This is a genomic window from Streptomyces vastus (assembly GCF_039532825.1).
Lineage (GTDB): Bacteria > Actinomycetota > Actinomycetes > Streptomycetales > Streptomycetaceae > Streptomyces > Streptomyces vastus.
Window position 1 is genome coordinate 168,826 of record NZ_BAAASJ010000036.1, and the last position, 26,662, is coordinate 195,487.

At 68.7% G+C, this 26,662-nt stretch carries 22 protein-coding genes; 4 read left to right on the forward strand and 18 right to left on the reverse strand.

Going from position 1 to position 26,662, the window contains the following annotated elements; genetic code table 11:
- Positions 1-133: 133 nt before the first annotated feature.
- The gene (rarD, locus tag ABD357_RS19045; protein WP_393420405.1) at positions 134-1,039 is read left to right on the forward strand and encodes an EamA family transporter RarD; all 906 of its coding nucleotides are present in this window, start codon (positions 134-136) and stop codon (positions 1,037-1,039) included.
- 3 nt (positions 1,040-1,042) lie between these two features.
- Here the strand turns inward: rarD and ABD357_RS19050 are convergent, their stop codons facing one another.
- Complete coding sequence (locus ABD357_RS19050) at positions 1,043-2,266, reverse strand: 4-hydroxybenzoate 3-monooxygenase (RefSeq protein ID WP_344391499.1); 1,224 nt, start codon at positions 2,264-2,266, stop codon at positions 1,043-1,045.
- Between the two features lie 165 nt (positions 2,267-2,431).
- On the opposite strand from ABD357_RS19050, the gene ABD357_RS19055 reads away from it, so the two are divergent.
- Positions 2,432-2,896 carry a VOC family protein gene (locus ABD357_RS19055; RefSeq protein WP_344391500.1) on the forward strand — a complete coding sequence of 155 codons (465 nt, stop codon included), beginning with the start codon at positions 2,432-2,434 and terminating at the stop codon, positions 2,894-2,896.
- Positions 2,897-2,981: 85 nt separating this feature from the next.
- On the opposite strand, the gene ABD357_RS19060 is transcribed toward ABD357_RS19055, so the two are convergent.
- The 5 genes from ABD357_RS19060 to ABD357_RS19080 all read right to left on the reverse strand — a co-directional run bounded on the left by ABD357_RS19060 (position 2,982) and on the right by ABD357_RS19080 (position 8,759).
- Positions 2,982-3,938, reverse strand: a complete 957-nt coding sequence (locus ABD357_RS19060; protein WP_344391503.1) for an ABC transporter permease — start codon at positions 3,936-3,938, stop codon at positions 2,982-2,984.
- On the reverse strand, positions 3,925-4,920 hold the full coding sequence (locus tag ABD357_RS19065) for an ABC transporter ATP-binding protein (RefSeq protein ID WP_344391504.1): 996 nt from the start codon (positions 4,918-4,920) through the stop codon (positions 3,925-3,927). Before ABD357_RS19065 ends, ABD357_RS19060 begins: the two co-directional genes overlap by 14 nt.
- Positions 4,921-4,996: 76 nt before the next feature.
- Positions 4,997-6,223: a LolA family protein gene (locus ABD357_RS19070; protein WP_344391506.1), complete on the reverse strand. Its 1,227-nt coding sequence runs from the start codon at positions 6,221-6,223 to the stop codon at positions 4,997-4,999.
- A 292-nt stretch (positions 6,224-6,515) separates the two neighbouring features.
- Positions 6,516-7,550: a CHRD domain-containing protein gene (locus tag ABD357_RS19075; protein WP_344391507.1), complete on the reverse strand. Its 1,035-nt coding sequence runs from the start codon at positions 7,548-7,550 to the stop codon at positions 6,516-6,518.
- Positions 7,551-7,748: 198 nt separating this feature from the next.
- Positions 7,749-8,759, reverse strand: coding sequence for a polyprenyl synthetase family protein (locus tag ABD357_RS19080; RefSeq protein WP_344391508.1), 1,011 nt, complete (start codon positions 8,757-8,759; stop codon positions 7,749-7,751).
- A 217-nt stretch (positions 8,760-8,976) separates the two neighbouring features.
- Between ABD357_RS19080 and ABD357_RS19085 the strand changes: the two genes are divergently transcribed.
- The gene (locus tag ABD357_RS19085) at positions 8,977-9,102 is read left to right on the forward strand and encodes a hypothetical protein (RefSeq protein ID WP_344391509.1); all 126 of its coding nucleotides are present in this window, start codon (positions 8,977-8,979) and stop codon (positions 9,100-9,102) included.
- 10 nt (positions 9,103-9,112) lie between these two features.
- Here the strand turns inward: ABD357_RS19085 and ABD357_RS19090 are convergent, their stop codons facing one another.
- A complete protein-coding gene (locus ABD357_RS19090) occupies positions 9,113-9,919 on the reverse strand; it encodes an HAD family hydrolase (RefSeq protein ID WP_344391510.1) in 807 nt (268 codons plus the stop codon).
- A gap of 204 nt (positions 9,920-10,123) precedes the next feature.
- On the opposite strand from ABD357_RS19090, the gene fahA reads away from it, so the two are divergent.
- A complete protein-coding gene (gene fahA / locus ABD357_RS19095; protein ID WP_344391511.1) occupies positions 10,124-11,338 on the forward strand; it encodes a fumarylacetoacetase in 1,215 nt (404 codons plus the stop codon).
- A gap of 51 nt (positions 11,339-11,389) precedes the next feature.
- Here the strand turns inward: fahA and recQ are convergent, their stop codons facing one another.
- From recQ to nuoE, 11 genes are all read right to left on the reverse strand, one after another.
- Positions 11,390-13,444: a DNA helicase RecQ gene (recQ, locus tag ABD357_RS19100; protein WP_344391513.1), complete on the reverse strand. Its 2,055-nt coding sequence runs from the start codon at positions 13,442-13,444 to the stop codon at positions 11,390-11,392.
- Between the two features lie 214 nt (positions 13,445-13,658).
- Entirely contained in the window at positions 13,659-15,308 is a 1,650-nt protein-coding gene (gene nuoN, locus ABD357_RS19105; protein WP_344391515.1) for an NADH-quinone oxidoreductase subunit NuoN, read from the reverse strand.
- On the reverse strand, positions 15,305-16,876 hold the full coding sequence (locus ABD357_RS19110; protein ID WP_344391517.1) for an NADH-quinone oxidoreductase subunit M: 1,572 nt from the start codon (positions 16,874-16,876) through the stop codon (positions 15,305-15,307). The genes nuoN and ABD357_RS19110 overlap by 4 nt, the downstream gene beginning before the upstream one ends.
- A gap of 5 nt (positions 16,877-16,881) precedes the next feature.
- Positions 16,882-18,828: an NADH-quinone oxidoreductase subunit L gene (gene nuoL, locus ABD357_RS19115; protein WP_344391520.1), complete on the reverse strand. Its 1,947-nt coding sequence runs from the start codon at positions 18,826-18,828 to the stop codon at positions 16,882-16,884.
- Positions 18,829-18,842: 14 nt separating this feature from the next.
- Positions 18,843-19,142 carry an NADH-quinone oxidoreductase subunit NuoK gene (gene nuoK, locus ABD357_RS19120; protein WP_033319573.1) on the reverse strand — a complete coding sequence of 100 codons (300 nt, stop codon included), beginning with the start codon at positions 19,140-19,142 and terminating at the stop codon, positions 18,843-18,845.
- The gene (locus ABD357_RS19125; RefSeq protein WP_344391523.1) at positions 19,139-19,948 is read right to left on the reverse strand and encodes an NADH-quinone oxidoreductase subunit J; all 810 of its coding nucleotides are present in this window, start codon (positions 19,946-19,948) and stop codon (positions 19,139-19,141) included. Before ABD357_RS19125 ends, nuoK begins: the two co-directional genes overlap by 4 nt.
- Entirely contained in the window at positions 19,945-20,586 is a 642-nt protein-coding gene (gene nuoI, locus ABD357_RS19130; RefSeq protein WP_344391524.1) for an NADH-quinone oxidoreductase subunit NuoI, read from the reverse strand. The genes ABD357_RS19125 and nuoI overlap by 4 nt, the downstream gene beginning before the upstream one ends.
- Positions 20,579-21,967, reverse strand: a complete 1,389-nt coding sequence (gene nuoH, locus ABD357_RS19135; RefSeq protein WP_344391526.1) for an NADH-quinone oxidoreductase subunit NuoH — start codon at positions 21,965-21,967, stop codon at positions 20,579-20,581. The genes nuoI and nuoH overlap by 8 nt, the downstream gene beginning before the upstream one ends.
- A complete protein-coding gene (locus ABD357_RS19140) occupies positions 21,964-24,468 on the reverse strand; it encodes an NADH-quinone oxidoreductase subunit G (RefSeq protein ID WP_344391527.1) in 2,505 nt (834 codons plus the stop codon). Before ABD357_RS19140 ends, nuoH begins: the two co-directional genes overlap by 4 nt.
- A complete protein-coding gene (nuoF, locus tag ABD357_RS19145) occupies positions 24,465-25,823 on the reverse strand; it encodes an NADH-quinone oxidoreductase subunit NuoF (protein ID WP_344391528.1) in 1,359 nt (452 codons plus the stop codon). Before nuoF ends, ABD357_RS19140 begins: the two co-directional genes overlap by 4 nt.
- On the reverse strand, positions 25,820-26,629 hold the full coding sequence (gene nuoE / locus ABD357_RS19150) for an NADH-quinone oxidoreductase subunit NuoE (protein ID WP_425584923.1): 810 nt from the start codon (positions 26,627-26,629) through the stop codon (positions 25,820-25,822). Before nuoE ends, nuoF begins: the two co-directional genes overlap by 4 nt.
- Positions 26,630-26,662 lie beyond the last annotated feature (33 nt).

The following is a 26,662-nucleotide window of genomic DNA, read 5'->3' on the forward strand; positions in this document are numbered from 1 at the left end:
CAGGCGGGGGTGTTCGGCGCTACCGTCGTGAACGGCTGCGCGCTCGCAGCCGTGCGAGAGGGGAGAGGTCGTGCCGGTGGAGTCCAGAGGTGAGCGGCGGATAGGTCTGCTGAACGGCTTCGCGGCGTACGGCATGTGGGGACTCGTCCCCCTCTTCTGGCCGCTCCTCCAGCCCGCCGGAGCGGTCGAGATCCTCGCCCACCGCATGGTGTGGTCGCTCGGCGTCGTCGCGATCGCGCTCCTGGTGATACGGCGCTGGGCCTGGGCCGGCGAACTGCTGCGGCAACCGCGCAGACTGGGCCTGATCACGGTCGCGGCCACCGTGATCACCATCAACTGGGGCGTCTACATCTGGGCCGTCAACACGGGTCACGTGGTGGAGGCGTCCCTCGGCTACTTCATCAACCCGCTCGTCACCATCGCGATGGGCGTCCTGCTCCTGAAGGAGCGGCTGCGGCCCGCCCAGTGGGCGGCGGTCGGCATCGGCTTCGCCGCCGTCCTGGTGCTGACGATCGGGTACGGGCAGCCGCCGTGGATCTCCCTCTGCCTCGCCTTCTCCTTCGCGACGTACGGGCTGGTGAAGAAGAAGGTCAACCTCGGCGGTCTTGAGTCGCTGGCCGCGGAGACGGCGATCCAGTTCCTGCCCGCGCTCGGCTACCTGCTGTGGCTGGCGGGGCAGGGCGACATGGCGTTCGGCGCCGAGGGCGCCGGGCACGCGGCACTGCTGGCGGCGACCGGTGTGGTGACGGCGGCGCCGCTCGTCTGCTTCGGGGCGGCGGCGATCCGCGTACCGCTGTCGACGCTCGGACTGCTCCAGTACCTGGCACCGGTGCTGCAGTTCCTGCTCGGCGTCCTGTACTTCCACGAGGCCATGCCCGCCGAGCGGTGGGCCGGGTTCGCGCTGGTGTGGGCCGCGCTGTCGCTGCTGACGTGGGACGCGCTGCGGACGTCACACCGGGCGAGGCTGACTCTGCAGGCAGCAGGGGTCGACGCAGACGTTCCGGAGATCCAGAAGCCGACCTCGAGCCCCCGGCTCTAGAGGTCAGTAATCGGCGTCCTTGCCGATGTACAGCCCCGCGAACGCGGCCGCGGCAGCGGGCGAGGCGAGAGTCCGCCGCAGCCGGGCCGCCGTGATGCCCACCCGGAACGGGTCGCCGGACGAGGCGCCGTGGTAGATGTCCGACAGCCACATCGAGAACTCCTGGTACTGCCACACCCGCCCCAGACAGGCCGCCGAGTAACCGCCGAGCCCGCTTTCGTCGCCCTTGCCGCAATAAGCGACGAGGGCGTCGCCGAGCAACAGGGCGTCGTGGATCGCGAGGTTCATGCCCTTCGCGCCGATCGGCGCGAGGAGGTGAGCCGCGTCTCCGGCCAGATACAGCCGCCCGTACCCCATCGGTTCCACGACGTAGTTGTGCATGTCCAGGACCCGCTTTTCGATCAGCCGCCCTTCGGCGAGCGGCTGGGCCCCGTCCGCCGCGAGCCGCTCATGGAGCTCGGCCCAGACGCGTTCGTGCGACCAGTTCCCGGGGTCGTCGCCGGGCGGGCACTCCAGGTAGTAGCGGGTGACCTGCGGGCTGCGGGCCATATGCCCCGCGAAGCCCCGCGGATGGATACCGAAGACGACGCAGTCGTTGGACGGCGGCGCCTCGGCGAGCAGCGCCAGCCAGCCGATGCCGTACTCGTGCCGGGCGACGCCGACGCGCTCCGGCGGCAGGCACGCCCGGGTGACACCGCGCGCGCCGTCGCAGCCCGCGATGGCCGCGCAGTCGAGTCGTACGCGCTCGCCCGTGTCCGGATCCGTGTACGACACCGAGGGCTGGTCCGAGTCGATGCCGCGCAACTCCACGTCACGTACGCCGAAACGGATGTCACCACCCCGCTCGTCCGCATACACGCGCACCAGGTCCGTCACCAACAGCGGCTGGGGATACGCGAAGTGGTGGTGCCCGGACATGTCGCCGTACCGGAACCTGTGCCGCTCCCCCGCGAACCGGAACTCGCACTCGCTGTGCACCTGGGCGTTCTCCAGCAGCCGGTCGGCGAGGCCGCGCCGCTCCAGGGCGCGCACCGCCCACTCCTCCAGGAAGCCCGCGCGGGGCCGCTGTTCGATGAACTCCCTGCTCTCCGTCTCCAGCACCACGCAGTCGACCGAGGCGGCACGCAGGAGGTTGGCGACGGTGAGACCGGCGGGGCCGGCACCGACGACGACGACCGAGGTGCTCTCTGTGGACGACGTGGATGAGGGGGCGGCGGTGTCCGTCATAAGGACAGTATGTCGGCAGCACCGCGCTGTGTGGTGTGCCCGGGCATCCTCAACTCGCTGCCTGCCGGGCCGCGTTGGCGCTCACACCCACGCCGCCGCGTTCGTGGACAGGGCGCGGCGGGGGAAAGCCCCGCGCGAAACCCCCATCCGACGTACCGTCCATCCATGACTCAGTCGCCCACGCCCCTCCACTGGAAGCTCGTCATCGACGCCGCCGACCCGCACGCCCAGGCCGACTTCTGGGCCGCCACCCTCGGCTACGAAGTCGAGGACAACAGCGTCCTCATCGAACGCCTGCTGGGCTTCGGCGCCGTACCGCCCGAGATCACCGTCGAGTCCCACGGCCACAAGGCCTGGCGCGATCTCGTCGCCGTACGACACCCGGAGGACCCGTACGACAAGGAGAGCGGCACCGGTCTCGGCCGACGACTGCTCTTCCAGCGCGTACCGGAGCCGAAGACCGTCAAGAACCGGCTGCACATCGACGTACACACCAAGCCCGGGCAACGCGAGTCGGAGATCGCGCGACTGACGGGCCTGGGGGCGGCGGTACTGCGCGAGGTGAAGGAACCAGGCGGCGAGTGGGTCCTCATGACGGACCCGGAGGGCAACGAATTCTGCGTCCACTGAGCGCCCCGCCCATGCAACCCGCCGGGCAGGCGCCGAGCGATCGGGCGGTGACCGGCCAGGCGGTGACCGGTCACACCGTCATCGGTCAGGCGGTGATGTCCTTCGTCGTGAACCGCGCCCACGCCGCCGTGCCGAACACCGCCGCGTACAGGCCCTGAAGGCCGAGGTTGCGGAGCAGATCGTCCCAGTACACCGGATCGCGCATCAGGTCAGCGAAGGACAGCCAGTAGTGCGAGAAGAAGTACGGCTGTATCGCGTGGAGTTGGGGTATCTGGTCGAGGATCTGGATGGTGATCAGCAGGCCCACGGTCGTCGCCATCGCCGCTATGCCGCTGCCGGTGAGCGTCGAGACGAACAGGCCGAGCGCCGCTATACCGATCAGTGAAGCGGCGACGATCAGCGCGATCAGAAACGCCCGCCCCAGCCCTTCAGCAAAGCTGATCCGCGTGCCGGAGATCGTCGTCAGCTCGCCGAGTGGGAACAGCACTGAGCCCACGATCAGCGCCGACACCGCCACGACAAGCGTCGCCACTACACAGAAAGCCAGCGTGGTCGCGTACTTCGTGAGCAGCAGCCGCGTACGCCCCGCGGGTGCGACCAGCAGATAGCGAAGCGTGCCTGCGTTCGCCTCGCCCGCTATCGCATCCCCCGCGATGACTCCGATCGCCATCGGCAGGAAGAAGGGCAGCGTCGCGGCGAGCGCGGTGAACACCAGGAACAGTCCGTTGTTGGTGATCTGCGAGACGAACGCCGGTCCCCCGCCACCACCCCCGCCGTCACTCGTCTCGATCTTCACGGCGATCCCGACGAGCACCGGTACCGCGGCCAGCACCCCCAGCAGCGCGATCGTCCGCCACCGGCGCAGGGTGGTCACCAGTTCGTTGCGCAGCAGGCCGAGGGTCCACAGCGGACTCGGTTTGCGCACGCCGACGACCTCGGCCGTGCCGGCACCGGCACCGGCACCGCCGTCAGTGACCTCAGAGATCTCCGAGACCCCGGAGCCAGATACCCCCGAGCCTCCAGAAGCCTCAGCCCGCGACATCGAAGCCCTCCCCCGTAAGCGCAACGAACGCGTCCTCCAGCGAAGCCCGTTCGAGCCCGAAGCCCCGTACGCGAACGCCCGCCGACACCAGGGCCGCGTTCACCTCGGCGAGGTCGCGGTCGTCCGGAGGCTCGCCGGTCACCCGGTCCTCCGTGACGACGACGTCGGCCACGCCCTGCTCTTTGAGTACACGGGCCGCGTCGCCCGGATCCGGCGTCGTGACGACCAGGCGGCCACGGGCGCCGGCCGCCAGCTCGGACACCGGCCCTTGCGTGATCAACCGCCCCTGCGCCATCACCGCGGCATGCGTGCACACCTGCTCGATCTCGTCCAGCAGATGCGAGGAGAGGAAGACGGTCGTACCGTCCGACGCCAGCTCCCTTACCAGCGAACGGATTTCGCGCATCCCCTGCGGATCGAGCCCATTGGTCGGCTCGTCCAGGACCAGCAGCCGGCGCGGCTGGAGCAGTGCCGCCGCCAGTCCCAGCCGCTGCTTCATGCCCAGCGAGTAGGCCTTCGCCTTCTTGCTCGCGGCGGCCGTCAGTCCGACCCGGTCGAGGGCCACCTCGACGCGCGTACGCCGGGTGCGGGGATCGGCGGTCGGGTCGGCGGAGTCGTACCGCAGGAGGTTGTCGCGGCCGGACAGGAATCCGTACAACGCCGGTCCTTCGATCAGCGCGCCCACCTGCGGGAGCACCGTGCGGGTGGCGCGCGGCATGGGTTGTCCCAGAACGCGCGCCGTGCCCGAAGTCGGCTCGATCAGGCCCATCAGCATTCTGATGGTGGTGGTCTTGCCGGAGCCGTTCGGTCCCAGGAAGCCGAAGACGCTGCCCGCCGGGACGGCCAGATCGAGGCCGTCGACGGCGAGTTGTCCGCCGCGGTAGCGCTTGGTGAGCGCACGGGTGGCGATCACCGTGTCCGGCCCGGTTTCCGGACCGGTTACAGGCCCGCTGCCCGGTTCCGCGGTGGACCGTTCCTCCATCGACTCCCTCAGCTCCCTGTTGGTGCCCGACCAGAACCCTCCGGCCGGGCACCAACTCCCTGTCGCTCCCTGCCTGTTACTTCGCGGCGTTGGCCGCCTTCACCAGTGCGTCCTTCGTGACCGCGCCCGCGTACACCTGGCCGTCGTCCGTGATGAGCGCGTTGACCAGTCGGGTCGAGAAGACCGTGCCCGAGCCGAACTCGCCGCTCACCTTCGTGCCCAGCGAGTCGAGGAAGCTGCCCGCGTCGCCGGAAGCCGACGGCATACCCTCGCCGCCGGTGTCGAACCGGGCGATGGTGGTCCAGCCCTCGCCTATGGTCTCGAGCCCTTCGAACCCTTCGAGACCTTCGAGCCCTTGGCCCAGGTCCTCCTCGGCCTTCGGAAGCGCCTGGTCCTCGGACGTCGCCTCGTCGCCCTCGGTGACCTTCGCGCCCTTCGGCGGGCTGAAGTCGAAGGTGGACGCGTCCGGCTTACTGAAGTCGACCTTGGTGAAGCCCGCGTCCACGACGGCCGCGCCACCGCTCGCCGGGGTCAGCGTGAACTTCAGCGGCATACCGGTCTTGGAGTCGACCGCTATGGAGATCTGACCGACCGTCGAACCGGACTGCTTCGGCTTGATGACCAGCTTGTACGCATCGCGGCCAGCGACCTGAGCCGTGCCGTCGACGGTCACGGACGTCGTGTCGTCGACCGCCTTCAGCGCCTCGTCGGCCATCTCCTTGGGCGTGGTCGGGACGTCCTTCGGCGCCTCTTCCTTCTTGTCCTTGTCCTCGGCGGCACCGGAGGCGTCCTTCATGTGGAATGCCTCGTTCGACGCGCTGTCGTACGCCCACACCTCGTCGCCGTTGTGGATCAGGCTGTACTCGGCGGCCTTGTCCAGCAGCGACACCTTGTGCTTGTCCGGGCCGTCGGCGGCGACCCGCAACGTGTGCGTACCGGACGCCAGTTCCATGAGCTTGGTCGACGGATCGGCGGAGGAACCCTCGTCGTCGGAACCGCCGGCGCCACCGCCACCCGGAGCGAAGCTGCTCTCCAGGCCGCCGAGGTCCGGCAGGCCCAGATTCGTGCTGACCTTCACCGTGCCGGACAGCTGCTGTACGTCGGACGCGGCGATCTTCTCTATGAGTTGCTCAGCGGTGATCTCCGGCAGGTCGGGGTCGCCGGAGCCCGCGAACGCCGGGACCAGCCCGATGGTCGCCGCCGCCAACCCCATCACCGCGACGGGGACCACGTACCGCGCCGCCTTGCGCCGGCCGGTTCGCAGCTCCTCGTTCGTGTCGTCGTCGGATTCGTACGGTGCCATGTGTGCCCTACCTCCGTCGTCGGCGGCGGCTTACCGTCATTGCACTCGTCCACCCCGGCCGCCATTGTCACCCGAACTCCTGTGAAGTGGTGTTTCCAATCAGACCAAATCGGCCGACGAGAAGCGTCAGACCTCGGAGCCAACTCCGTGTACTGCTGCGGTATGACACGAGTGGGCGGCGCCTACCCCGCCCCGTAAGGGTCGTGCGGGAAGACGCCGCCCGTAATGTCGTTCAGAGCCGGTCGGTCATCGGCCCAACGGGCCGTGGATCACTGACTCAACAGCCTGTCGATCACCGGTTGATGAACACGTAGTCCGCCCCGTAGGGCACACCCACGATGGTCCCCTCCTCGCAGGACCCGGCAGGAGCCACCCCGCCCACCGTGTTCAGCCGAAGGATCTCGGCCGTACCGGCCAACAGCCCGCGGTGCTTGCCGGACTGAGTGGCCTTGAGGTCCAGCTCCGGGATGTTCCTGTCGCCGTTCGGCGTCTTGGAGATCAGCGCACCGGTTACGGCGCTGCGGTCCGGCGCGATCCACTGCGGCGTGCCGGAGTTGGGCTTCACGAAGGAGTGCGCGATGCCACCGCCGAGTACGGCGCGCACATCACGCTGCGCGAAGGCGGTGGTGCCGTCGTCCGCCTTCTTGCACTCGTAGATCTGCTTGCCCTTGATGACGGAGGCCTGGAAGTTGTGCAGCGCGTTCTTGAAGTCGAAGTCCGTGGTGACCTTGTGGAGTTGGCCGCGGACGGCTCCGCCGGGGAACTCGGCGGTATGCAGATTGGCGTAGAAACCACCCGGGTTGGACTTCAGCTGGTCGAGCAGGGCGGTGTCCTCGACCTTGACCGTGCCGATGACCGTACGGCCCTTGGCTTTCTCCAGCAGCTTGGTGAAGTCGACCTTGACGCCGCCGTTGACGCCCTTGGCGCCCTGGTGGATGTGGAGGAGGGTCGGCTTGTCGGTGCCGCGCCACTTGACCGCGACGGACACCTTGTCGCCCTTGACCTTCACGAACTGGAGCGCCGCGCCGTCCTTGTCAGCGACGGCGGGGCCGCCCTGGACCGGCACCTCGTTCGCGCCGTTGAGGCTCGCGGCGAGGATGGTGCCGCCGCCGCCACTGCCGCCCGCGTGGCCGCTCTGCACCTCGATGGACTGGCCCCCGTGCTGCGCGTGGTTCGCGCCCTTGCCCTTGGCGTTGCCGCTGTCCTGGTTCCCGCTGTCGGCGACCGCCGGGATGACGGCGGCGGCGACACCGGCCGCGGCGGCCACCGCGACACCGGAGATGACCAGGCTCTTACGACGCTTCGCGGACGTGATGAATGTCCCCATGATTCTGTTTTCTCCCCGTAGTTCAGCTGACACCCCCTGCGTCAGCTTCTGGGCTTGAATACGGAGTAGATCTGAGTCTGGACTCAATCCAACTATGTGATGTGTGTCACTCTGGATGGGGGTCCCGGTCCGGGAGTCTGGTCGGGAGTCGCGTCCGGGAGTCTGGTTCGGGCCCTTGGTTCAGAGACTGCGGCGGGGTCAGCCCGCCCGGTGCACCACCGCGTCGCACAGCTCCACGAGCGCTGCCTTCGCACCGCACTCCGGTAGCGGCACGAGTGCGGCACGGGCCTCTTCGGCGTACCGAACGGTGTCGCGGCGGGCCTGCTCCAGGGCCGGGTGGGCGCGGAGGAGGGAGAGTGCCTCGGCATGCCGGGCGTCATCCGTCAGGTCCGAGTCGAGCAGCTCGGACAACGCGATGTCCTCGGCCAGACCCAGCCGCTCCACGCGCTCGCGCAGCCGCAGCACGGGGAGAGTGGGGATGCCCTCGCGCAGGTCGGTGCCCGGCGTCTTGCCGGACTCGTGCGAATCGCTGGCGATGTCCAGTACGTCGTCGGCGAGCTGGAAGGCGACGCCGAGCCGCTCCCCGTACTGCGTGAGCACGTCCACCACGGTCTCGTCGGCGCCCGACATCATCGCGCCGAACCGTCCCGACACGGCGATCAGCGAGCCGGTCTTGCCGCCGATCACGTCCAGGTAGTGGTCGATCGGGTCGCGTCCGTCGCGTGGTCCGGCCGTCTCCAGAATCTGGCCGGTGACCAGGCGCTCGAACGCCTCGGCCTGGATCCGCACGGCCTCCGGCCCGAGGTCGGCCAGGATGTGCGAGGCGCGCGCGAACAGGAAGTCGCCGGTGAGCACCGCTACGGAGTTGCCCCAGCGGGTGTTCGCGCTGGGCACTCCGCGGCGTACGTCCGCCTCGTCCATCACGTCGTCGTGGTACAGCGTGGCGAGGTGGGTCAGCTCCACGACCACGGCGGAGGGCACGACACCCGGCGCGTACGGGTCCCCGAACTGCGCGGCGAGCATCACCAGCAGCGGCCGGAACCGCTTGCCGCCCGCGCGCACCAGGTGCTGCGCGGCTTCCGTGATGAACGGGACCTCACTCTTGGTGGCCTCGAGCAGGCCCTCCTCGACAGCTGCCAGTCCGGCCTGGACATCGGCTTCGAGAGCCTGGTCCCGCACGCTCAGCCCGAACGGCCCGACGACGGTCACGAGGGTCTCCTGTCTGCTGACGCTCTCAAGGGCGGTCTCTGCGCGCTCTTGGTGCTGTTGCTGTTGCTTTGGGCGCTGTTTGTGTTCTGTGTGTCGTGTGTGCTGTAGGGGTTTGTCGATGTGTCGCTGTTCGCACTCAAGTCAGCGTATCCGGTCGCCTTTCGATCACAGTGAGCGCCTGCCCGTCCAGGCCAGGCACTATCGGATCACTGGCGGTATGTTCCCAGCGACCTGCTACGACAACGACGCACACGGCACGGAAGGTTCCGTTCTCACCGCTTCGGAGATCGCCCGGGGCGGGGTCAGGGCGTACGCCCGCGCACGGGAGGAGCTGTTTCTGTGACGGCCGGCGGTCAGCGGAACAGCCGCTCCAGTACCACCGCGATGCCGTCCTCCTCGTTCGACAGGGTCACCTCGTCGGCCACCGCCTTGAGTTCGGGATGGGCATTGGCCATCGCTACGCCGTGGGTTGCCCAGTCGAACATGGGGATGTCGTTGGGCATGTCACCGAAGGCGATCGTGGTGGTGCTGGTGAGACCGAGGTGGGCGGCGGCGAGGGCGAGGCCCGTCGCCTTGGTCACTCCGCATGGCTGAAGTTCGACGGTGCCGGGGCCGGACATGGTGACGGAGGCGAGGGAACCGACCGCTCCGCGGGCCGCCGACGCCAACTCGTCGTCCGTCAGGCACGGATGGCGCAGAAGCACCTTGCTGATGGGCTGCGTCCAGAGGTCGTCGCGGTGGAGAACCCGAACCGCCGGCAGCGTCGGATGCGGCATCTCGTAACCCGGTTCGATCAACGTGAGCCCGTCGACACCGTCCTGGTCCACTGCCGCGTACACCTCCCCGACCTCCGCCTCGATCTTGCCGAGCGCCGTCTCGGCCAGCTCCCGGTCGAGGTTCACCGACCACACCATGCGGTCGGCCCCGGCGTCGTACAACTGCGCCCCCTGCCCGCACACCGCCAGCCCCTGACCGCCCAGTTCGTCGAGCAACGGCCGCACGCGCGGCGCCGGTCGCCCCGTCACCACGAGGTGCCGGGCCCCCGCCGTGACCGCCACCGCCAGCGCGGTCCGTGACCGGTCGGAGAGGGTGTCGTCGCCGCGGAGCAGCGTTCCGTCCAGGTCAGTGGCAATAAGTGAATATGCGATCGGTGCGGCCATGATCAGAGAATACGGATCGAAGGACCCCCCGACCCGCCCCGAACCGGACGTCGTCCGACACCTCGACCATCTCCCGCGTCACCGTACGTCCGAGTACGTCCGAGAAATCGGCGCGCCGGCCGGATGCTGGAGGAGTTCAGGGTATGCGGACGTCAACTCCCCGTAACGTGATCCCCACCCACACGGAAAGCGAGGCAGCACTCCATGCGCCCCTTCGAGGTCCCCGAGGGCGATCCCTTCGGTCCCCACAATCTTCCGTACGGCGTGTTCTCCCCGGCCGGCTCCGAGGAGCGCAGTGTCGGTGTCCGGCTGGGCGACCACGTGCTCGACGCGGGCGGCGCGGCCCGGGCACTCGGTTCCCCGTACGTCCGCCTGCTCGCCCGCCGCTCCCTCGACCCGCTGCTCGCGGCGGGCCGTACGGCCTGGTCGGATGTGCGACGAGCGATCACAGCGTGGTTGACCGTGCCCGCCCACCGGGAGACCGTCGAACCTCTGCTGCACCCGCTTTCCGAAGTAACCCTGCACCTCCCCTTCACCGTCGCGGACTACGTCGACTTCTACGCATCGGAAAACCACGCCCGCAATGTCGGCAAGATGTTCCGCCCCGACGCCGCCGACTCCCTCACCTCCAACTGGAAGCACCTGCCGATCGGTTATCACGGCCGGTCCGGCACCGTCGTGGTGTCCGGCACGGACGTGGTACGTCCCTGTGGCCAGCGCAAGGCACCCACGGACCCCGAGCCGGTCTTCGGGCCGTCTGTCCGCCTGGACATCGAGGCAGAGGTCGGCTTCGTGGTGGGTACGCCCTCCGCCATGGGCTCACGGGTGCCGCTGAGCGACTTCCGCGACCATGTCTTCGGCCTCTGCCTTCTCAACGACTGGTCCGCGCGGGACCTCCAGGCCTGGGAGTACGTCCCCCTCGGCCCCTTCCTCGGCAAGTCCTTCGCCACGTCGGTGTCGGCCTGGATCACGCCGCTCGACGCCCTGGACGATGCTCGGGTCGCGCCCCCGTCCCGTACTCACCCCCTGCTCCCCTACCTGGACGACGCCTCCGAGGAACCCGGCGGCTACGACCTGCGTATCTCCGTCGCCCTCAACGGCCATGTCATCTCCGAGCCGCCCTTCTCCACCATGTACTGGACCGCCGCCCAGCAGTTGGCCCATATGACGGTGAACGGCGCTTCCCTGCGTACCGGTGACTTCTACGGTTCGGGAACGGTGAGCGGGGCCGACGAGCGCGAACGCGGGTCGCTGCTGGAGCTGACCTGGAACGGACGCGACACCCTCGAACTCCCCGACGGCAAGCGGACGTTCCTCGAGGACGGCGATGTCGTCACGCTGACGGCCTGGGCACCGGGGCCGAACGGAACCCGGGTGGGACTGGGCGAGGTGACGGGTCAGGTCGTACCGAGCGTGTGAGTACCTCTCTCATCCGCTCTGCCTCACCCGGTCGTCCGCCCCACCCGCCCTCTATATCCAGTCGTCCGGCCCGTCCGGCCCGTCCGGCCCGTCCGGCCCGTCCGGCTCATCGGGCTCGCCCCAGTCCTCAGGATCCGGCTCCCGCACCCCCGAGTCCCCGCCCTCGGCCGCGGGAGCCGGCGACTCCTGCGAACCCGGAGCCAGGGAGGCGAGCACCCCGAGCACCCCGTCCCCATACGTCGCGAGCTTCTTCTCACCCACCCCGCTGATCCCGCCCAACTCCACGATGGATGTGGGCCCCACCGTGGCGATCTCCCGAAGTGTCGCGTCGTGGAAGATGACGTACGCCGGAACCCCCTGCTCCTTGGCCTGCGCGGCACGCCAAGCGCGCAGGGCCTCAAAGGCGGGGACCAGCTCCTCGGGCAGCTCGACCGCCACGGCCTTGGGTTTGCGCTCGCCCTTGGGCGACGCCGACTTGGCGGTCACCGGCTTCTTCGGCTCCTTGCGCAGCGGCACCTCCCGCTCACGCCGCAGCACCGTCCCGCTCGCCTCGGTCAGCACCAGCGTCCCGTACTCGCCCTCGACCGCGAGCAGTCCCTGCGCCAGCAACTGCCGTACAACACCGCGCCATTCGCCTTCGGACAGCTCCTCGCCGATGCCGAACACGGACAGCTGGTCGTGGTCGAACTGTATGACCTTGGCGGTTCTGTTCCCGAGCAGGATGTCGACGATCTGGACCGCCCCGAACTTCTGGCCCCTCTCGCGCTGCAGTCGCACCACCGTGGACAGCACCTTTTGGGCTGCGACCGTGCCGTCCCACGTCTCCGGAGGGACCAGGCATGTGTCGCAGTTCCCGCACGCCGTGGTCTCGGCGTCCTGGCCGAAGTAGGCGAGCAGTTGGGCTCGGCGGCACTGGACCGTCTCGCACAGCGCGAGCATCGCGTCGAGGTGTGCTGCGGCCCGCCGCCGGAACGCCTCGTCGCCTTCACCGGACTGGATCAGCTTGCGCTGCTGTATGACGTCGTTCAGGCCGTACGCCATCCAGGCCGTGGACGGCAGTCCGTCGCGGCCCGCGCGGCCCGTCTCCTGGTAGTAGCCCTCGACCGACTTCGGCAGGTCGAGATGGGCGACGAACCGTACGTCCGGCTTGTCGATGCCCATCCCGAAGGCGATGGTCGCGCAGACGACCAGGCCTTCCTCGCGCAGGAACCGCGACTGGTGAGCCGCGCGTGTGCCCGCGTCCAGGCCCGCGTGGTACGGCACCGCCTCGATGCCGTTGCGGCAGAGGAACTCGGCCGTCTTCTCCACGGAGTTACGCGACAGGCAGTACACAATGCCGGCGTCGCCCGCGTGCTCCTCCTTCAGGAAGGACAGCAGTTGCTTCTTGGGGTCGGCCTTCGGCACGATCCGGTACTGGATGTTGGGGCGGTCGAAGCTCGCCACGAAATGGCGGGCGTCCGGCATGCCCAGGCGCTGCGTGATCTCCTGGTGCGTCGCGTGCGTGGCCGTCGCGGTCAGCGCGATCCGCGGTACGTCGGGCCAGCGCTCGCCCAACAGTGAGAGCGCCAGATAGTCGGGGCGGAAGTCATGACCCCACTGGGACACGCAGTGTGCCTCGTCGATCGCGAAGACCGAGATCTTGCCGCGGGCGAGCAGGTCGAGTGTGGACTCCAGGCGCAGCCGCTCCGGGGCGAGGTAGAGCAGATCGAGCTCGCCCGCCAGGAACTCGGCCTCGACCACGCGCCGCTCGTCGAAGTCCTGCGTGGAGTTCATGAACCCGGCGCGCACGCCGAGCGCCCGCAGCGCGTCCACCTGGTCCTGCATCAGCGCGATCAGGGGGGAGACCACTACACCCGTACCAGGTCTGACCAGGGAGGGGATCTGGTAGCAGAGCGACTTGCCGCCGCCCGTCGGCATGAGGACCACGGCGTCGCCGCCGGCCACCACATGCTCGATGACCGCTTCCTGCTCACCGCGGAACGCCTCGTACCCGAAGACACGGCGGAGCGTGCCCAGCACCTCGCTCTCCGCGAGCCCTGCGGCCCTGCTCTCACCGAACCCCACGGCCTGCCCGGCAAGCCCTGCGGCCCTGTCCTCTTCGGTCATCACACCCGTCCCGCCTGTCCCGCCCAACCCGCTCATTGCTCTGTCCCCCGTCGCACGTCGTGCCTCGACCACTGCGTCCACGATAGGGGCCACCACCGACAGCCTCAGAGTTATCCACAGGCTGGCTTCGATGGCACCCGTCGACTCCCGGCGGACACGCACAAGGCCCCGGCTCCCGCGAAGGGAGCCGGGGCCCGATGTGCGGGTGCGCACGTCAGCGCACGAACACTCCCGCCTGCCCTGCCAGATCCAGGAAGTACTGCGGCGCCACACCCAGAACCAGCGTGACCACCACGCCGAACGCGATCGCCGTCATCGTCAGCGGTGACGGCACGGCCACCGTCGGTCCCTCGGGCTTCGGCTCGCTGAAGAACATGAGCACGATCACGCGGATGTAGAAGAACGCCGCGATGGCCGACGAAATCACACCGACCACGACGATCGCGCCCGCGCCGCCCTCCGCCGCCGCCTTGAACACGGCGAACTTCCCGGCGAAGCCGGAGGTGAGCGGAATGCCCGCGAAGGCCAGTAGGAAGACCGCGAACACCGCTGCCACCAGAGGCGAACGCCGCCCGAGCCCCGCCCACTTGGACAGATGCGTGGCCTCGCCGCCCGCGTCCCGCACCAGGGTCACGACCGCGAACGCGCCGATGGTGACGAAGGAGTACGCCGCCAGGTAGAAGAGCACGGACGAGACACCGTCAGCCGAGGTCGCGATGACACCGGCGAGGATGAAGCCCGCGTGCGCGATCGACGAGTACGCCAGGAGCCGCTTGATGTCGGTCTGGGTGATCGCGACGATCGCGCCGCCCAGCATGGTGACGATCGCGACGGCCCACATCACCGGCCGCCAGTCCCAGCTCAGGCCCGGCAGCACCACGTACAGCAGACGCAGCAGCGCCCCGAAGGCGGCCACCTTGGTGGCGGCGGCCATGAAGCCGGTCACCGGTGTCGGCGCGCCCTGGTACACGTCCGGGGTCCACATGTGGAACGGCACCGCGCCCACCTTGAACAGCAGGCCCATGACGAGCATCGCGGCGCCGATGAGCAGCAACGCGTCGTTGCCCATGGTCTCGGCGAGCGCCGGGGTCACGTTCTCGATCGAGCCGTCGACGACCTGCGCGATCGTCGCGTACGACACCGAGCCCGCGTAGCCGTACAGCAGGGCGATGCCGAAGAGCGTGAACGCGGAGGCGAAGGCGCCGAGCAGGAAGTACTTGACCGCGGCCTCCTGCGACATGATCCGCTTGCGGCGGGCCACGGCGCACAGCAGGTAGAGCGGCAGTGAGAAGACTTCCAGGGCGACGAACAGCGTCAACAGGTCGTTGGCGGAGGGGAAGACGAGCATTCCGCCGATGGCGAAGAGGAGCAGCGGGAACACCTCGGTGGTGGTGAACCCTGCCTTCACCGCGGCCTTTTCGCTGTCGCTGCCCGGCACGGACGCTGCCTGCGCGGCGAATGAGTCGACCCGGTTGCCGTGCGCCACGGGGTCGAGCCGCCGTTCGGCGAAGGTGAACACGCCGAGCAGACCGGCCAGCAGGATCGTGCCCTGCAGGAAGAGGGCCGGACCGTCGACGGCGACGGCGCCCATCGCCGCGATGCCGGCCTTCGTGGTGCCGTATCCCCTGGTCGCGAGCGCGATGACTGCGGCGAAGGCAGCGGCGAGCGAGACGACGGACAGGAACACCTGGGCGTAGTAACGGGACTTGCGCGGCACGACCGCCTCGATGAGCACGCCGATGATCGCCGCGCCGATGACGATCAGGGTGGGCGCCAACTGCCCGTATTCGATCTTGGGCGCGTCGATCTTCTCGATCGGATCGGCCGCCATTGTCCACAGGCTGTGGACGGCTGTTGCGCTCACTTGGCCGCCTCCACCTCAGGCTCGGGGTCCTGCTTCTGTACGTCGGACATGGTGTGCTCGACCGCCGGGTTGACGATGTCGGTGAGCGGCTTCGGGAAGACGCCCAGGAAGATCAACAGGGCGATCAGCGGGGTGACCACCACGAGTTCTCGCAACCTCAGGTCGGGCATCGCCGAGACCTCGGGCTTCACTGGGCCCGTCATCGTCCTCTGGTAGAGGACGAGGGTGTAGAGCGCGGCGAGGACGATGCCGAAGGTGGCGATGATCCCGATCACCGGATAGCGCGTGAACGTGCCGACCAGTACCAGGAATTCACTCACGAACGGCGCGAGGCCGGGCAGCGAGAGAGTCGCGAGGCCGCCGATCAGGAAGGTGCCGGCGAGCACCGGGGCGACTTTCTGCACTCCTCCGTAGTCGGCGATCAGCCGCGAGCCGCGCCGCGAGATGAGGAAGCCGGCCACCAGCATCAGGGCGGCGGTCGAGATCCCGTGGTTGACCATGTAGAGCGTCGCGCCCGACTGGCCCTGGCTGGTCATCGCGAAGATGCCCATGATGATGAAGCCGAAGTGCGAGATCGACGCGTACGCCACCAGCCGCTTGATGTCACGCTGCCCGACCGCGAGCAGCGCCCCGTAGACGATGCTGATCAGGGCGAGTACAAGGATGACCGGCGTCGCCCACTTCGATGCCTCCGGGAAGAGCTGGAGGCAGAAGCGCAGCATCGCGAAGGTGCCGACCTTGTCGACGACCGCCGTGATCAGTACGGCGACCGGGGCGGTGGCCTCCCCCATGGCGTTCGGCAGCCAGGTGTGCAGCGGCCACAGGGGTGCCTTCACGGCGAACGCGAAGAAGAAGCCCAGGAAGAGCCAGCGTTCGGTGCTGGTCGCCATGTCCAGCGTGCCGTTCGCCCGGGCCTCGGCGATCTCCTGGAGCGAGAAGTTTCCGGCCACTACGTAGAGGCCGATCACGGCGGCCAGCATGATCAGGCCGCCGGCCAGGTTGTAGAGGAGGAACTTCACGGCGGCGTACGAGCGTTGGGCTGCCGCGTTCTCGTCCGTGCCCGCGTGGGCGCGGTCTCCGAAGCCGCCGATGAGGAAGTACATCGGGATGAGCATGGCTTCGAAGAAGATGTAGAAGAGGAAGACGTCGGTGGCCTCGAAGGAGAGGATCACCATCGCCTCGACGGCGAGGATCAGGGCGAAGAAGCCCTGTGTCGGACGCCAGCGGCTGCTGCGGGTCTCCAGCGGGTCGGCATCGTGCCAGCCCGCGAGAATGACGAACGGGATCAGCAGCGCGGTCAGCGCGATCAGCGCCACCCCGATGCCGTCCACACCCAGCTCGTAGCGCACCCCGAAGTCCGCGATCCAGGCGTGGGATTCGGTGAGTTGGTAGCGGTCGCCACCGGGCTCGAAGCGGACCAGGACCACCACGGCGAGTACCAGGGTGGCGAGCGAGACCAGCAGCGCCAGCCATTTGGCGGCGGTGCGGCGCGCGGCCGGCACGGCGGCCGTGGCGATCGCCCCGAGGGCCGGGAGCGCCGCCGTCGCTGTCAGCAGTGGAAAGGACATCGGTATCAGACCGCCCTCATCAGCAGGGTCGCGGCGATGAGGACCGCCGCACCGCCGAACATCGAGACCGCGTACGAGCGCGCGAAGCCGTTCTGCAGCCTGCGCAGCCGTCCGGAGAGGCCGCCCATCGAGGCCGCCGTGCCGTTGACGACCCCGTCGACCAGGCTGTGGTCGACGTACACCAGGGAGCGTGTGAGGTGCTCTCCGCCGCGTACGAGGACGACGTGGTTGAAGTCGTCCTGGAGGAGGTCACGCCGGGCGGCCCTGGTGAGCAGGGAGCCGCGCGGGGCGACGACGGGCACAGGACGGCGCCCGTACTGGGCGTAGGCGAGGCCGACGCCGATGACCATCACGGCCACCGTGGAGAGGGTGACCGTCAGGGCGCTGACCGGCGGGTGCCCGTGCGCGTGGTCGGTGACGGGCTCCAGCCAGTGGATGAACCGGTCGCCGATACCGAAGAACGCTCCCGCGAACACCGACCCGAAGGCCAGCACGATCATGGGGATCGTCATGGAACTGGGCGACTCGTGCGGATGCGGTTCAGCGTGCTCGCCATGTGTCTCGGCAGCCGGCTCCACGCTCGGCTCGGCCGGGGACGGCGTCGGAGCATGCCGCCAGCGCTCCTCTCCGAAGAACGTCATCAGCATCACGCGCGTCATGTAGTACGCGGTGATGGCCGCGCCGAGGAGGGCCACGCCTCCGAGGATCCAGCCCTCGGTGCCGCCCTTGGCGAAGGCAGCCTCGATGATCTTGTCCTTGGAGAAGAAGCCGGACAGACCGGGGAAACCGATGATGGCGAGGTAGCCGAGACCGAAGGTGACGAAGGTGACCGGCATGTACTTCCTGAGGCCGCCGTACTTCCTCATGTCGACCTCGTCGTTCATGCCGTGCATGACCGAACCGGCGCCGAGGAAGAGCCCGGCCTTGAAGAAGCCGTGCGTCACCAGGTGCATGATCGCGAAGACGTAGCCGATGGGGCCGAGGCCCGCGGCAAGGATCATGTAGCCGATCTGCGACATGGTCGAGCCGGCCAGCGCCTTCTTGATGTCGTCCTTCGCACAACCGACGATCGCACCGAACAGGAGCGTGACGGCGCCGACGACGGTGACGGCCAGCTGGGCGTCCGGCGCCCCGTTGAAGATCGCGCCGGAGCGGACGATCAGGTACACGCCCGCGGTCACCATCGTCGCGGCGTGGATGAGGGCCGAGACCGGGGTCGGGCCCTCCATCGCGTCCCCGAGCCAGGACTGCAGCGGCACCTGGGCGGACTTGCCGCAGGCGGCGAGCAGCAGCATCAGGCCGATGGCGGTGAGCTTGCCCTCGCTCGTCTCGCCCGTCGCCTCCAGCACCGGCCCGAAGGCGAAGGTGCCGAACCAGGCGAACATCAGCATGATCGCGATGGAAAGGCCCATGTCGCCGACGCGGTTGACCAGGAAGGCCTTCTTCGCGGCGGTCGCGGCGCTGGGCTTGTGCTGCCAGAAGCCGATCAGCAGGTACGAGGCGAGACCGACGCCCTCCCAGCCGACGTACAGCAGCAGGTAGTTGTCAGCGAGGACGAGCAACAGCATTGCCGCGAGGAACAGGTTCAGATAGCCGAAGAAGCGGCGGCGCCGCTCGTCGTGCTCCATGTACCCGACGGAGTACAGGTGGATCAGGGAGCCGACGCCGGTGATCAGCAGCACGAACGTCATCGACAGCTGGTCGAGCTGGAAGGCGACATCGGCCTGGAAGCCCTCTACGGGGACCCAGCTGAACAGGTGCTGGGCCATCTCCCGTTCTTCCGCGCCCTTCCCGAGCATGTCGGCGAAGAGGATCGCGCCGATCACGAAGGAGGCGGCCGCGAGGACGGTGCCGATCCAGTGGCCGACGGCATCGAGCCGCCGGCCACCGCACAGCAGTACGGCCGCTCCGAGCAGAGGCGCCGCTACCAGCAGCGCAATCAGGTTCTCCACGATTCAGCGACCCCTCAGAGCTTCATCAGGCTGGCGTCGTCGACCGAGGCCGAGTGGCGGGAACGGAACAGTGACACGATGATCGCGAGCCCGACCACGACCTCCGCGGCGGCGACGACCATCGTGAAGAAGGCGATGATCTGGCCGTCGAGATTGCCGTGCATCCGGGAGAAGGCCACGAGCGCGAGGTTGCAGGCGTTGAGCATGAGCTCGACGCACATGAACACCACGATCGCGTTCCGCCTGATCAGGACGCCGGAGGCGCCGATCGTGAACAACAGGGCGGCGAGGTAGAGGTAGTTGACGGGATTCACTTCTTGGCCTCCTCTTCCCGGCCGAGCCGTTCCTCCGCGCGCTGCTCCAGGGCCTTGAGGTCGTTGATCGCCTCGTTGGACACATCGCGGATCTGGCCGCGCTCCCGCAGCGTCTTGATGACGGTGAGTTCGGACGCGGTGCCGTCCGGGAGGAGGCCCGCGATGTCCACCGCGTTGTGCCGGGCGTAGACGCCGGGGGCGGGCAGCGGCGGGAGCTGCTTGCCTTCCCGTACGCGCTCCTCGGCCATCTCGCGCTGGGTCTTGGCCCGCTCGGTGCGCTCCCGGTGTGTGAGCACCATGGCGCCGACGGCGGCAGTGATGAGCAGGGCACCGGTGAGCTCGAAGGCGAAGACGTACTTCGTGAAGATGAGGGCGGCGAGACCCTCCACGTTGCCACCGGCGTTGGCCTGGCCCAGGCCGTTGAACTCGTTCAGCGACGCGTTGCCGATTCCCGCGCAGAGCAGGATGCCGAAGCCGAGGCCGCACAGGAGGGCCAGCCAGCGCTGCCCCTTGATGGTCTCCTTCAGTGAGTCGGCGGCGGTGACGCCGACGAGCATGACCACGAAGAGGAACAGCATCATGATCGCGCCGGTGTAGACGACGATCTGCACGATGCCCAGGAAGTAGGCGCCGTTGGCGAGGTAGAACACCGCCAGGATGATCATGGTCCCGGCGAGGCAGAGGGCGCTGTGCACGGCCTTCTTCATGAAGACGGTGCACAGGGCGCCGATCACCGCGATGGTGCCGAGGACCCAGAACTGGAAGGCCTCTCCGGTGGAGGTGGTGTAGGCGGCGAGACCTGTCATCGTCCGATCACCTTCTTCGACGCCGGCTCGTCCTCGCCGAAGGTCGAGGCGGCCTCCTGCGGCACCTCTCCCTTGGAGAGGGCCACCTGACGCTCCGTACCCGGCGCAGCCTCAGTGACCAGACCCCGGTAGTAGTCCTGCTCGTCCGTCCCGGGGAAGATCGAGTGCGGGCTGTCGACCATGCCCTCTTCGAGGCCGGCGAGCAGCTGCTCCTTGGTGTAGATGAGGTTGGCGCGGCTGCTGTCGGCCAGCTCGAACTCGTTCGTCATCGTCAACGCGCGCGTGGGGCACGCCTCGATGCACAGCCCGCACAGGATGCAGCGGGCGTAGTTGATCTGGTAAACGCGGCCGTACCGCTCGCCCGGGGAGTAGCGCTCCTCCTCGGTGTTGTCCGCGCCCTCCACATAGATCGCGTCCGCCGGGCAGGCCCACGCACACAGCTCACAGCCGATGCACTTCTCCAGGCCGTCCGGATGGCGGTTGAGCTGGTGCCGGCCATGGAATCGCGGGGCGGTGGTCTTCTTCTGTTCGGGGTACTGCTCGGTCAGCCGCTTCTTGAACATGGCCTTGAAGGTCACGCCGAAGCCTGCGACGGGATTCTGGAAACCGGGTTTGGTCTCCTTCTGCTCATCAGCCATCGGACGCCTCCTTTCCGTCACGAGATCCATCAGATCCGTCACTGGCAGTATCGACCCCGCCACTGACAATCAACTCCCGCTCCCGGCGCGGGCGTCGCCTCGGCACCGGTGGCAGGGCCTGTCCCGGCAGCGGTGGTACGGGGTATCCGCCCGCCATCGGGTCGAAGGCGGCGGCCTCCGCGGGCGCCTCCTCGGCGGACTTCCGGCCGCGGAACATGTCGACGGCGAACGAGAGCACCAGCAGGCCGAGGACCGCTGCGGCGACATAGAGGGCGATGTCGGCGAAGTCGTAGTTCTCGTTGCGCAGGGTTCGCACGGTCGCGACGGCCATCAGCCAGGTGACCGAGACCGGAAGGAGGACCTTCCAGCCGAACTTCATCAGCTGGTCGTAGCGGACACGGGGCAGCGTGCCGCGCAGCCAGATGAAGAAGAACAGCGACACCTGGACCTTGAGGACGAACCAGAGCATCGGCCACCAGCCGTGGTTGGCACCCTCCCAGAACGTGCTGACCGGCCAGGGGGCCCGCCAGCCACCGAGGAAGAGGGTCACCGCCACAGCCGAGACCGTCACCATGTTCACGTACTCGGCGAGCATGAACATCGCAAACTTGATCGACGAGTACTCGGTGTTGAAACCGCCCACCAGATCGCCTTCGGACTCCGGCATGTCGAGGGGCGCACGGTTGGTCTCGCCGACCATCGTCGCGATGTAGATCAGGAACGAGACCGGCAGCAGCACGATGTACCAGCGGTCCTGCTGTGACTCGACGATCGCCGAGGTCGACATCGACCCCGAGTAGAGGAACACCGAGGCGAAGGCGACACCCATCGCGATCTCGTACGAGATCATCTGCGCACAGGCCCGCAGGCCGCCGAGCAGCGGATAGGTGGATCCAGAACTCCAACCCGCCAGTACGATCCCGTAGATGCCCACCGAGGCGACCGCGAGGATGTAGAGCATCGCGATCGGCAGGTCGGTGAGCTGCATCGTGGTGCGCTGGCCGAAGATCGAGATTTCGTTGCCGGCCGGCCCGAAGGGGATCACCGCGATCGCCATGAAGGCCGGGATGGCCGCGACGACCGGCGCGAGGATGTAGACCACCTTGTCCGCGCGCTTGACGATGACGTCTTCCTTGAGCATCAGTTTCATGCCGTCGGCGAGCGACTGGAGCATCCCCCAGGGGCCGTGCCGGTTGGGGCCGATGCGCAGCTGCATCCAGGCGACGACCTTGCGCTCCCACACGATGGAGAAGAGCACGGTCAACATCAGGAAGGCGAAGCAGAAGACCGCCTTGATGACAACCAGCCACCAGGGGTCGCGGCCGAACATGGAGAGGTCTTCAGCAGCGAGGTACGACGTCGCGATGAGGTCCGGAGTCATGCCTTCACCTCCTTGGGGGCCTCGGGGGCGAGCGTCGCCGGGCCGATGCGGACGAGGTCACCGGGGATCGCGCCGGTGTCGGAGGCGACGCCTCCCCCGGCGGAGTTCAGCGGAAGCCACACCACGCGGTCGGGCATCTCCGTGATCTGCAGCGGGAATTCGACCACTCCGGTGGGGCCGGTCACGGCCAGGGCGTCGCCGTCCTTGACGCCGGCCTCGGCTGCCGTGGCGGCCGACACGCGCGCGCGTGCGGCATGCCGGGTCCCGGCGAGCGCCTCGTCGCCCTCCTGGAGGCGGCCCTGGTCGAGCAGCAGCCGGTGTCCGGCGAGGACTGCCTCCCCGGCGGCGGGACGCGGCAGTTGGGCTCCTGTCTCCAGGGGCTCGGTGGCCCGTGCACCGTCCCAGGCGCCGAGCCGGTCGAGCTCCACACGCGCGGTGCGCAGATCGGGCAGCCCCAGGTGTACGTCCATGGCGTCCGCGAGCATCTGCAGGACGCGGGCGTCGGTCGGCGCCAGCCGGCGGGTCATCTGGTCGGGCTTGAGCGCCGCCTCGAAGGACCGTGCCCGGCCCTCCCAGTTGAGGAAGGTGCCCGCCTTCTCCGCGACGGCGGCGACGGGGAGTACGACATCCGCGTGCTCGGTGACCTCACTGGGGCGCAGTTCGAGCGACACCAGGAAGCCCACTTCGGACAGTGCCGCACGCGCGCGTGCCGGATCGGGCAGGTCCGCGACCTCGACGCCGGCCACGACGAGCGCGGCCAGCTCACCGGTGGCGGCGGCCTCGACGATCTGGCCGGTGTCACGTCCATCCCGGAGCGGGAGTTCGGAGACGCCCCAGGCCGCGGCGACCTCGACCCGCGCGCGCGAGTCGGTGGCCGGACGCCCGCCAGGCAGCAGCGAGGGCAGCGCACCCGCCTCGATGGCGCCGCGCTCCCCGGCCCGGCGCGGGATCCACACCAGTTCGGCACCGGTCGCGGAGGCGGCCCGTACGGCGGCGGTGAGCCCGCCCGCCACGGCGGCCAGCCGCTCCCCTACGACGATCACGGCGCCCTCGGCTCGCAGCGCCTCGGAGGCCGTCGCGCCGTCGCCCTCCAGGCCGACACCGGACGCGAGCGCGTCCAGCCACTCGGTCTCGGTGCCGGGCGCGGCGGGCAGCAGAGTGCCGCCCGCCTTCTCCAGTCCTCGGGTCGCGTGCGTGGCCAGCGCGAACGTCTTCTGCCCGTGCCCCCGCCAGGCCTTGCGCAGCCGCAGGAAGACGCCGGGCACCTCCTCCTCGGCCTCGATACCGACAAGCAGGACGGCGGGCGCCTTCTCCAGGGAGGTGTACGTGACGCCCGTGCCGTCGAGGTTCCGGCCGCGTCCGGCGACCCGGGCGGCCAGGAAGTCGGCCTCCTCGCCGCTGTGCACGCGCGCGCGGAAGTCGATGTCGTTCGTGTCGAGTGCCACGCGCGCGAACTTGCTGTACGCGTAGGCGTCCTCGACGGTCAGCCGGCCGCCGGTCAGGACACCGGTCCTGGAGCGGGCCGCCAACAGCCCCTCGGCCGCCGCCGAAAGGGCCTCGGGCCACGAAGCGGGCTCCAGCTCACCTGACTCGCCCCGCACCAGAGGCGTCGTCAGCCGGTCCCGCTGCTGCGCGTACCGGAAGCCGAACCGCCCCTTGTCGCACATCCACTCCTCGTTGACCTCGGGGTCGGGAGCGGCGAGCCGCCGCATGACCTTGCCGCGCCGGTGGTCGGTACGGGTCGCGCAGCCGCCGGAGCAGTGCTCGCACACCGAAGGCGAGGAGACGAGGTCGAAGGGGCGAGAGCGGAAGCGGTATGCCGCCGACGTCAGCGCGCCCACCGGGCAGATCTGGATGGTGTTCCCGGAGAAGTACGACTCGAAAGGATCGCCCTCGCCGGTACCCACCTGCTGCAGTGCGCCCCGCTCGAGCAGCTCGATCATCGGGTCACCCGCGACCTGGTTGCTGAACCGGGTACACCGGGCGCACAGCACGCACCGCTCACGGTCGAGCAGCACCTGAGGGGAGATCGGGACGGGCTTCTCGAAGGTCCGCTTCTTGCCCTCGAAGCGGGACTCGGCGTTGCCGTGCGACATGGCCTGGTTCTGCAGGGGGCACTCGCCGCCCTTGTCGCAGACCGGGCAGTCCAGCGGGTGGTTGATGAGCAGCAGCTCCATCACACCCTTCTGGGCCTTCTCGGCGACAGGAGAGGTGAGATGGGTCTTGACGACCATCCCGTCCGTGCAGGTGATCGTGCAGGATGCCATGGGCTTGCGCTGGCCTTCGACCTCGACGATGCACTGGCGGCAGGCGCCGGCCGGGTCGAGGAGCGGGTGGTCGCAGAAGCGGGGGATCTCGATGCCGAGCTGTTCGGCGGCGCGGATGACCAGGGTGCCCTTGGGCACGCTGATCTCGATGCCGTCGATGGTCAGCGAGACGAGATCTTCCGGCGGAATGGCCGCCTCCCCGCCCCCGGAGGGAGCGCTGGTGGTCACAGTCATGCGTTCACCTCCGCGTGCTTGTCCTTGTCGGCCCAGGCCGTGGACTTGGCCGGGTCGAAGGGGCAGCCCCGGCCCGTGATGTGCTCCTCGTACTCCTCGCGGAAGTACTTGAGGGAGGAGAAGATCGGCGAGGCGGCGCCGTCGCCGAGGGCGCAGAAGGACTTGCCGTTGATGTTGTCGGCGATGTCGTTCAGCTTGTCGAGGTCGGACATGACGCCCTTGCCGGCCTCGATGTCTCGCAGCAACTGCACGAGCCAGTACGTCCCTTCGCGGCAGGGCGTGCACTTGCCGCAGGACTCATGGGCGTAGAACTCCGTCCACCGTGTCACCGCCCGCACGACACACGTCGTCTCGTCGAAACACTGGAGTGCTTTTGTGCCGAGCATGGAACCCGCGGCACCCACTCCTTCGTAATCAAGAGGGACGTCGAGGTGCTCGTCGGTGAACATCGGGGTCGAAGAGCCGCCCGGCGTCCAGAACTTGAGCCGGTGCCCGGGCCGCATCCCGCCGCTCATGTCGAGCAGCTGGCGCAGCGTGATGCCGAGCGGCGCCTCGTACTGACCGGGACGGGCGACATGGCCGCTGAGCGAGTAGAGCGTGAAGCCCGGGGACTTCTCGCTGCCCATCGACCTGAACCATTCCTTTCCCTTGTTCAGAATCGCGGGAACCGATGCGATCGACTCGACGTTATTCACCACAGTCGGGCACGCGTAGAGCCCCGCGACAGCAGGGAAGGGGGGACGAAGTCGCGGCTGGCCACGGCGGCCCTCGAGCGAGTCGAGCAGTGCGGTCTCCTCACCACAGATGTACGCGCCCGCGCCCGCGTGCACGGTGACCTGGAGATCGAGTCCGCTGCCCAGAATGTTCTCGCCGAGGTATCCCGCCGCATACGCCTCCCGTACTGCCTCGTGCAGCCGCCTCAGCACGGGGACGACTTCACCGCGCAGATAGATGAAGGCATGCGAAGACCGGATCGCGTAACAAGCGATCACGATGCCCTCGATGAGGCTATGCGGGTTCGCGAAGAGAAGCGGGATGTCCTTGCAGGTGCCCGGTTCCGATTCGTCGGCGTTGACAACCAGATAGTGAGGCTTGCCGTCGCCCTGCGGGATGAACTGCCACTTCATGCCCGTGGGGAATCCCGCGCCGCCACGTCCGCGCAGACCGGATTCCTTCACGTACGCGATGAGGTCGTCCGGCGACATGGCGAGGGCCTTGCGCAGCCCCTCGTACCCCTGGTGCCTTCGGTACACGTCCAGCGTCCAGGACTTGTCCTCGTCCCAGAAGGCCGACAGCACGGGTGCGAGCAGCTTCTCCGGGCCGGTGTCTTTGATCTCGGCTGCCAAGGTCATCACTCCCCCTCCTCGGAGACCGGGCCCGCGGGATGCGCGGGGTCGGAGGCCGAGGTCCGCTGCGGCGCGTCATGCGAGCTGAGGTGCTCGGCGGGCGGCTGGTCCTGCGGACCGCCGGAGCCCCGCGGGTGCACCACGCGCGCGGGAGCCATCTGGCCCTTCGCCAGCCGGAGGCCGGTCAGTGAGGCCGGTCCCGCGCTGCCGCCCGCCTCGACGGCTCCGGGGCGCTCGTCGGGGAAGCCGGCCAGGACCCGTGCGGTCTCCTTGAACGTGCACAAGGGGGCGCCGCGCGTCGGTTCGACCTGGGCACCCGCGCGCAGGTCGTCCACAAGGCGCTTCGCGGTGTCCACGGTCTGGTTGTCGAAGAACTCCCAGTTGACCATCACGACCGGGGCGAAGTCGCAGGCCGCGTTGCACTCGATGTGCTCCAGGGTGACCTTGCCGTCGTCGGTGGTCTCGCCGTTGCCGACACCGAGGTGGTCCTGGAGTGCCTCGAAGATCGCGTCGCCGCCCATCACCGCGCACAGGGTGTTGGTGCAGACGCCCACCTGGTAGTCACCGGAGGGCTTGCGCCGGTACATGGTGTAGAAGGTGGCGACCGCGGTGACCTCGGCCGTGGTCAGGTCCAGCATGTCGGCGCAGAACTGCATGCCGGTGCGCGTGACATGACCCTCCTCCGACTGCACGAGATGCAGCAACGGCAGGAGGGCGGACCGGGAGTCCGGGTAGCGGGCGATGACTTCGCGCGCGTCGGCCTCGAGCCGGGCTCGAACGTCGTCCGGGTAGTCGGGCGCGGGCAGTTGGGGCATGCCCAGGCTGACGCCCTGTGCCTGTACGCCCTG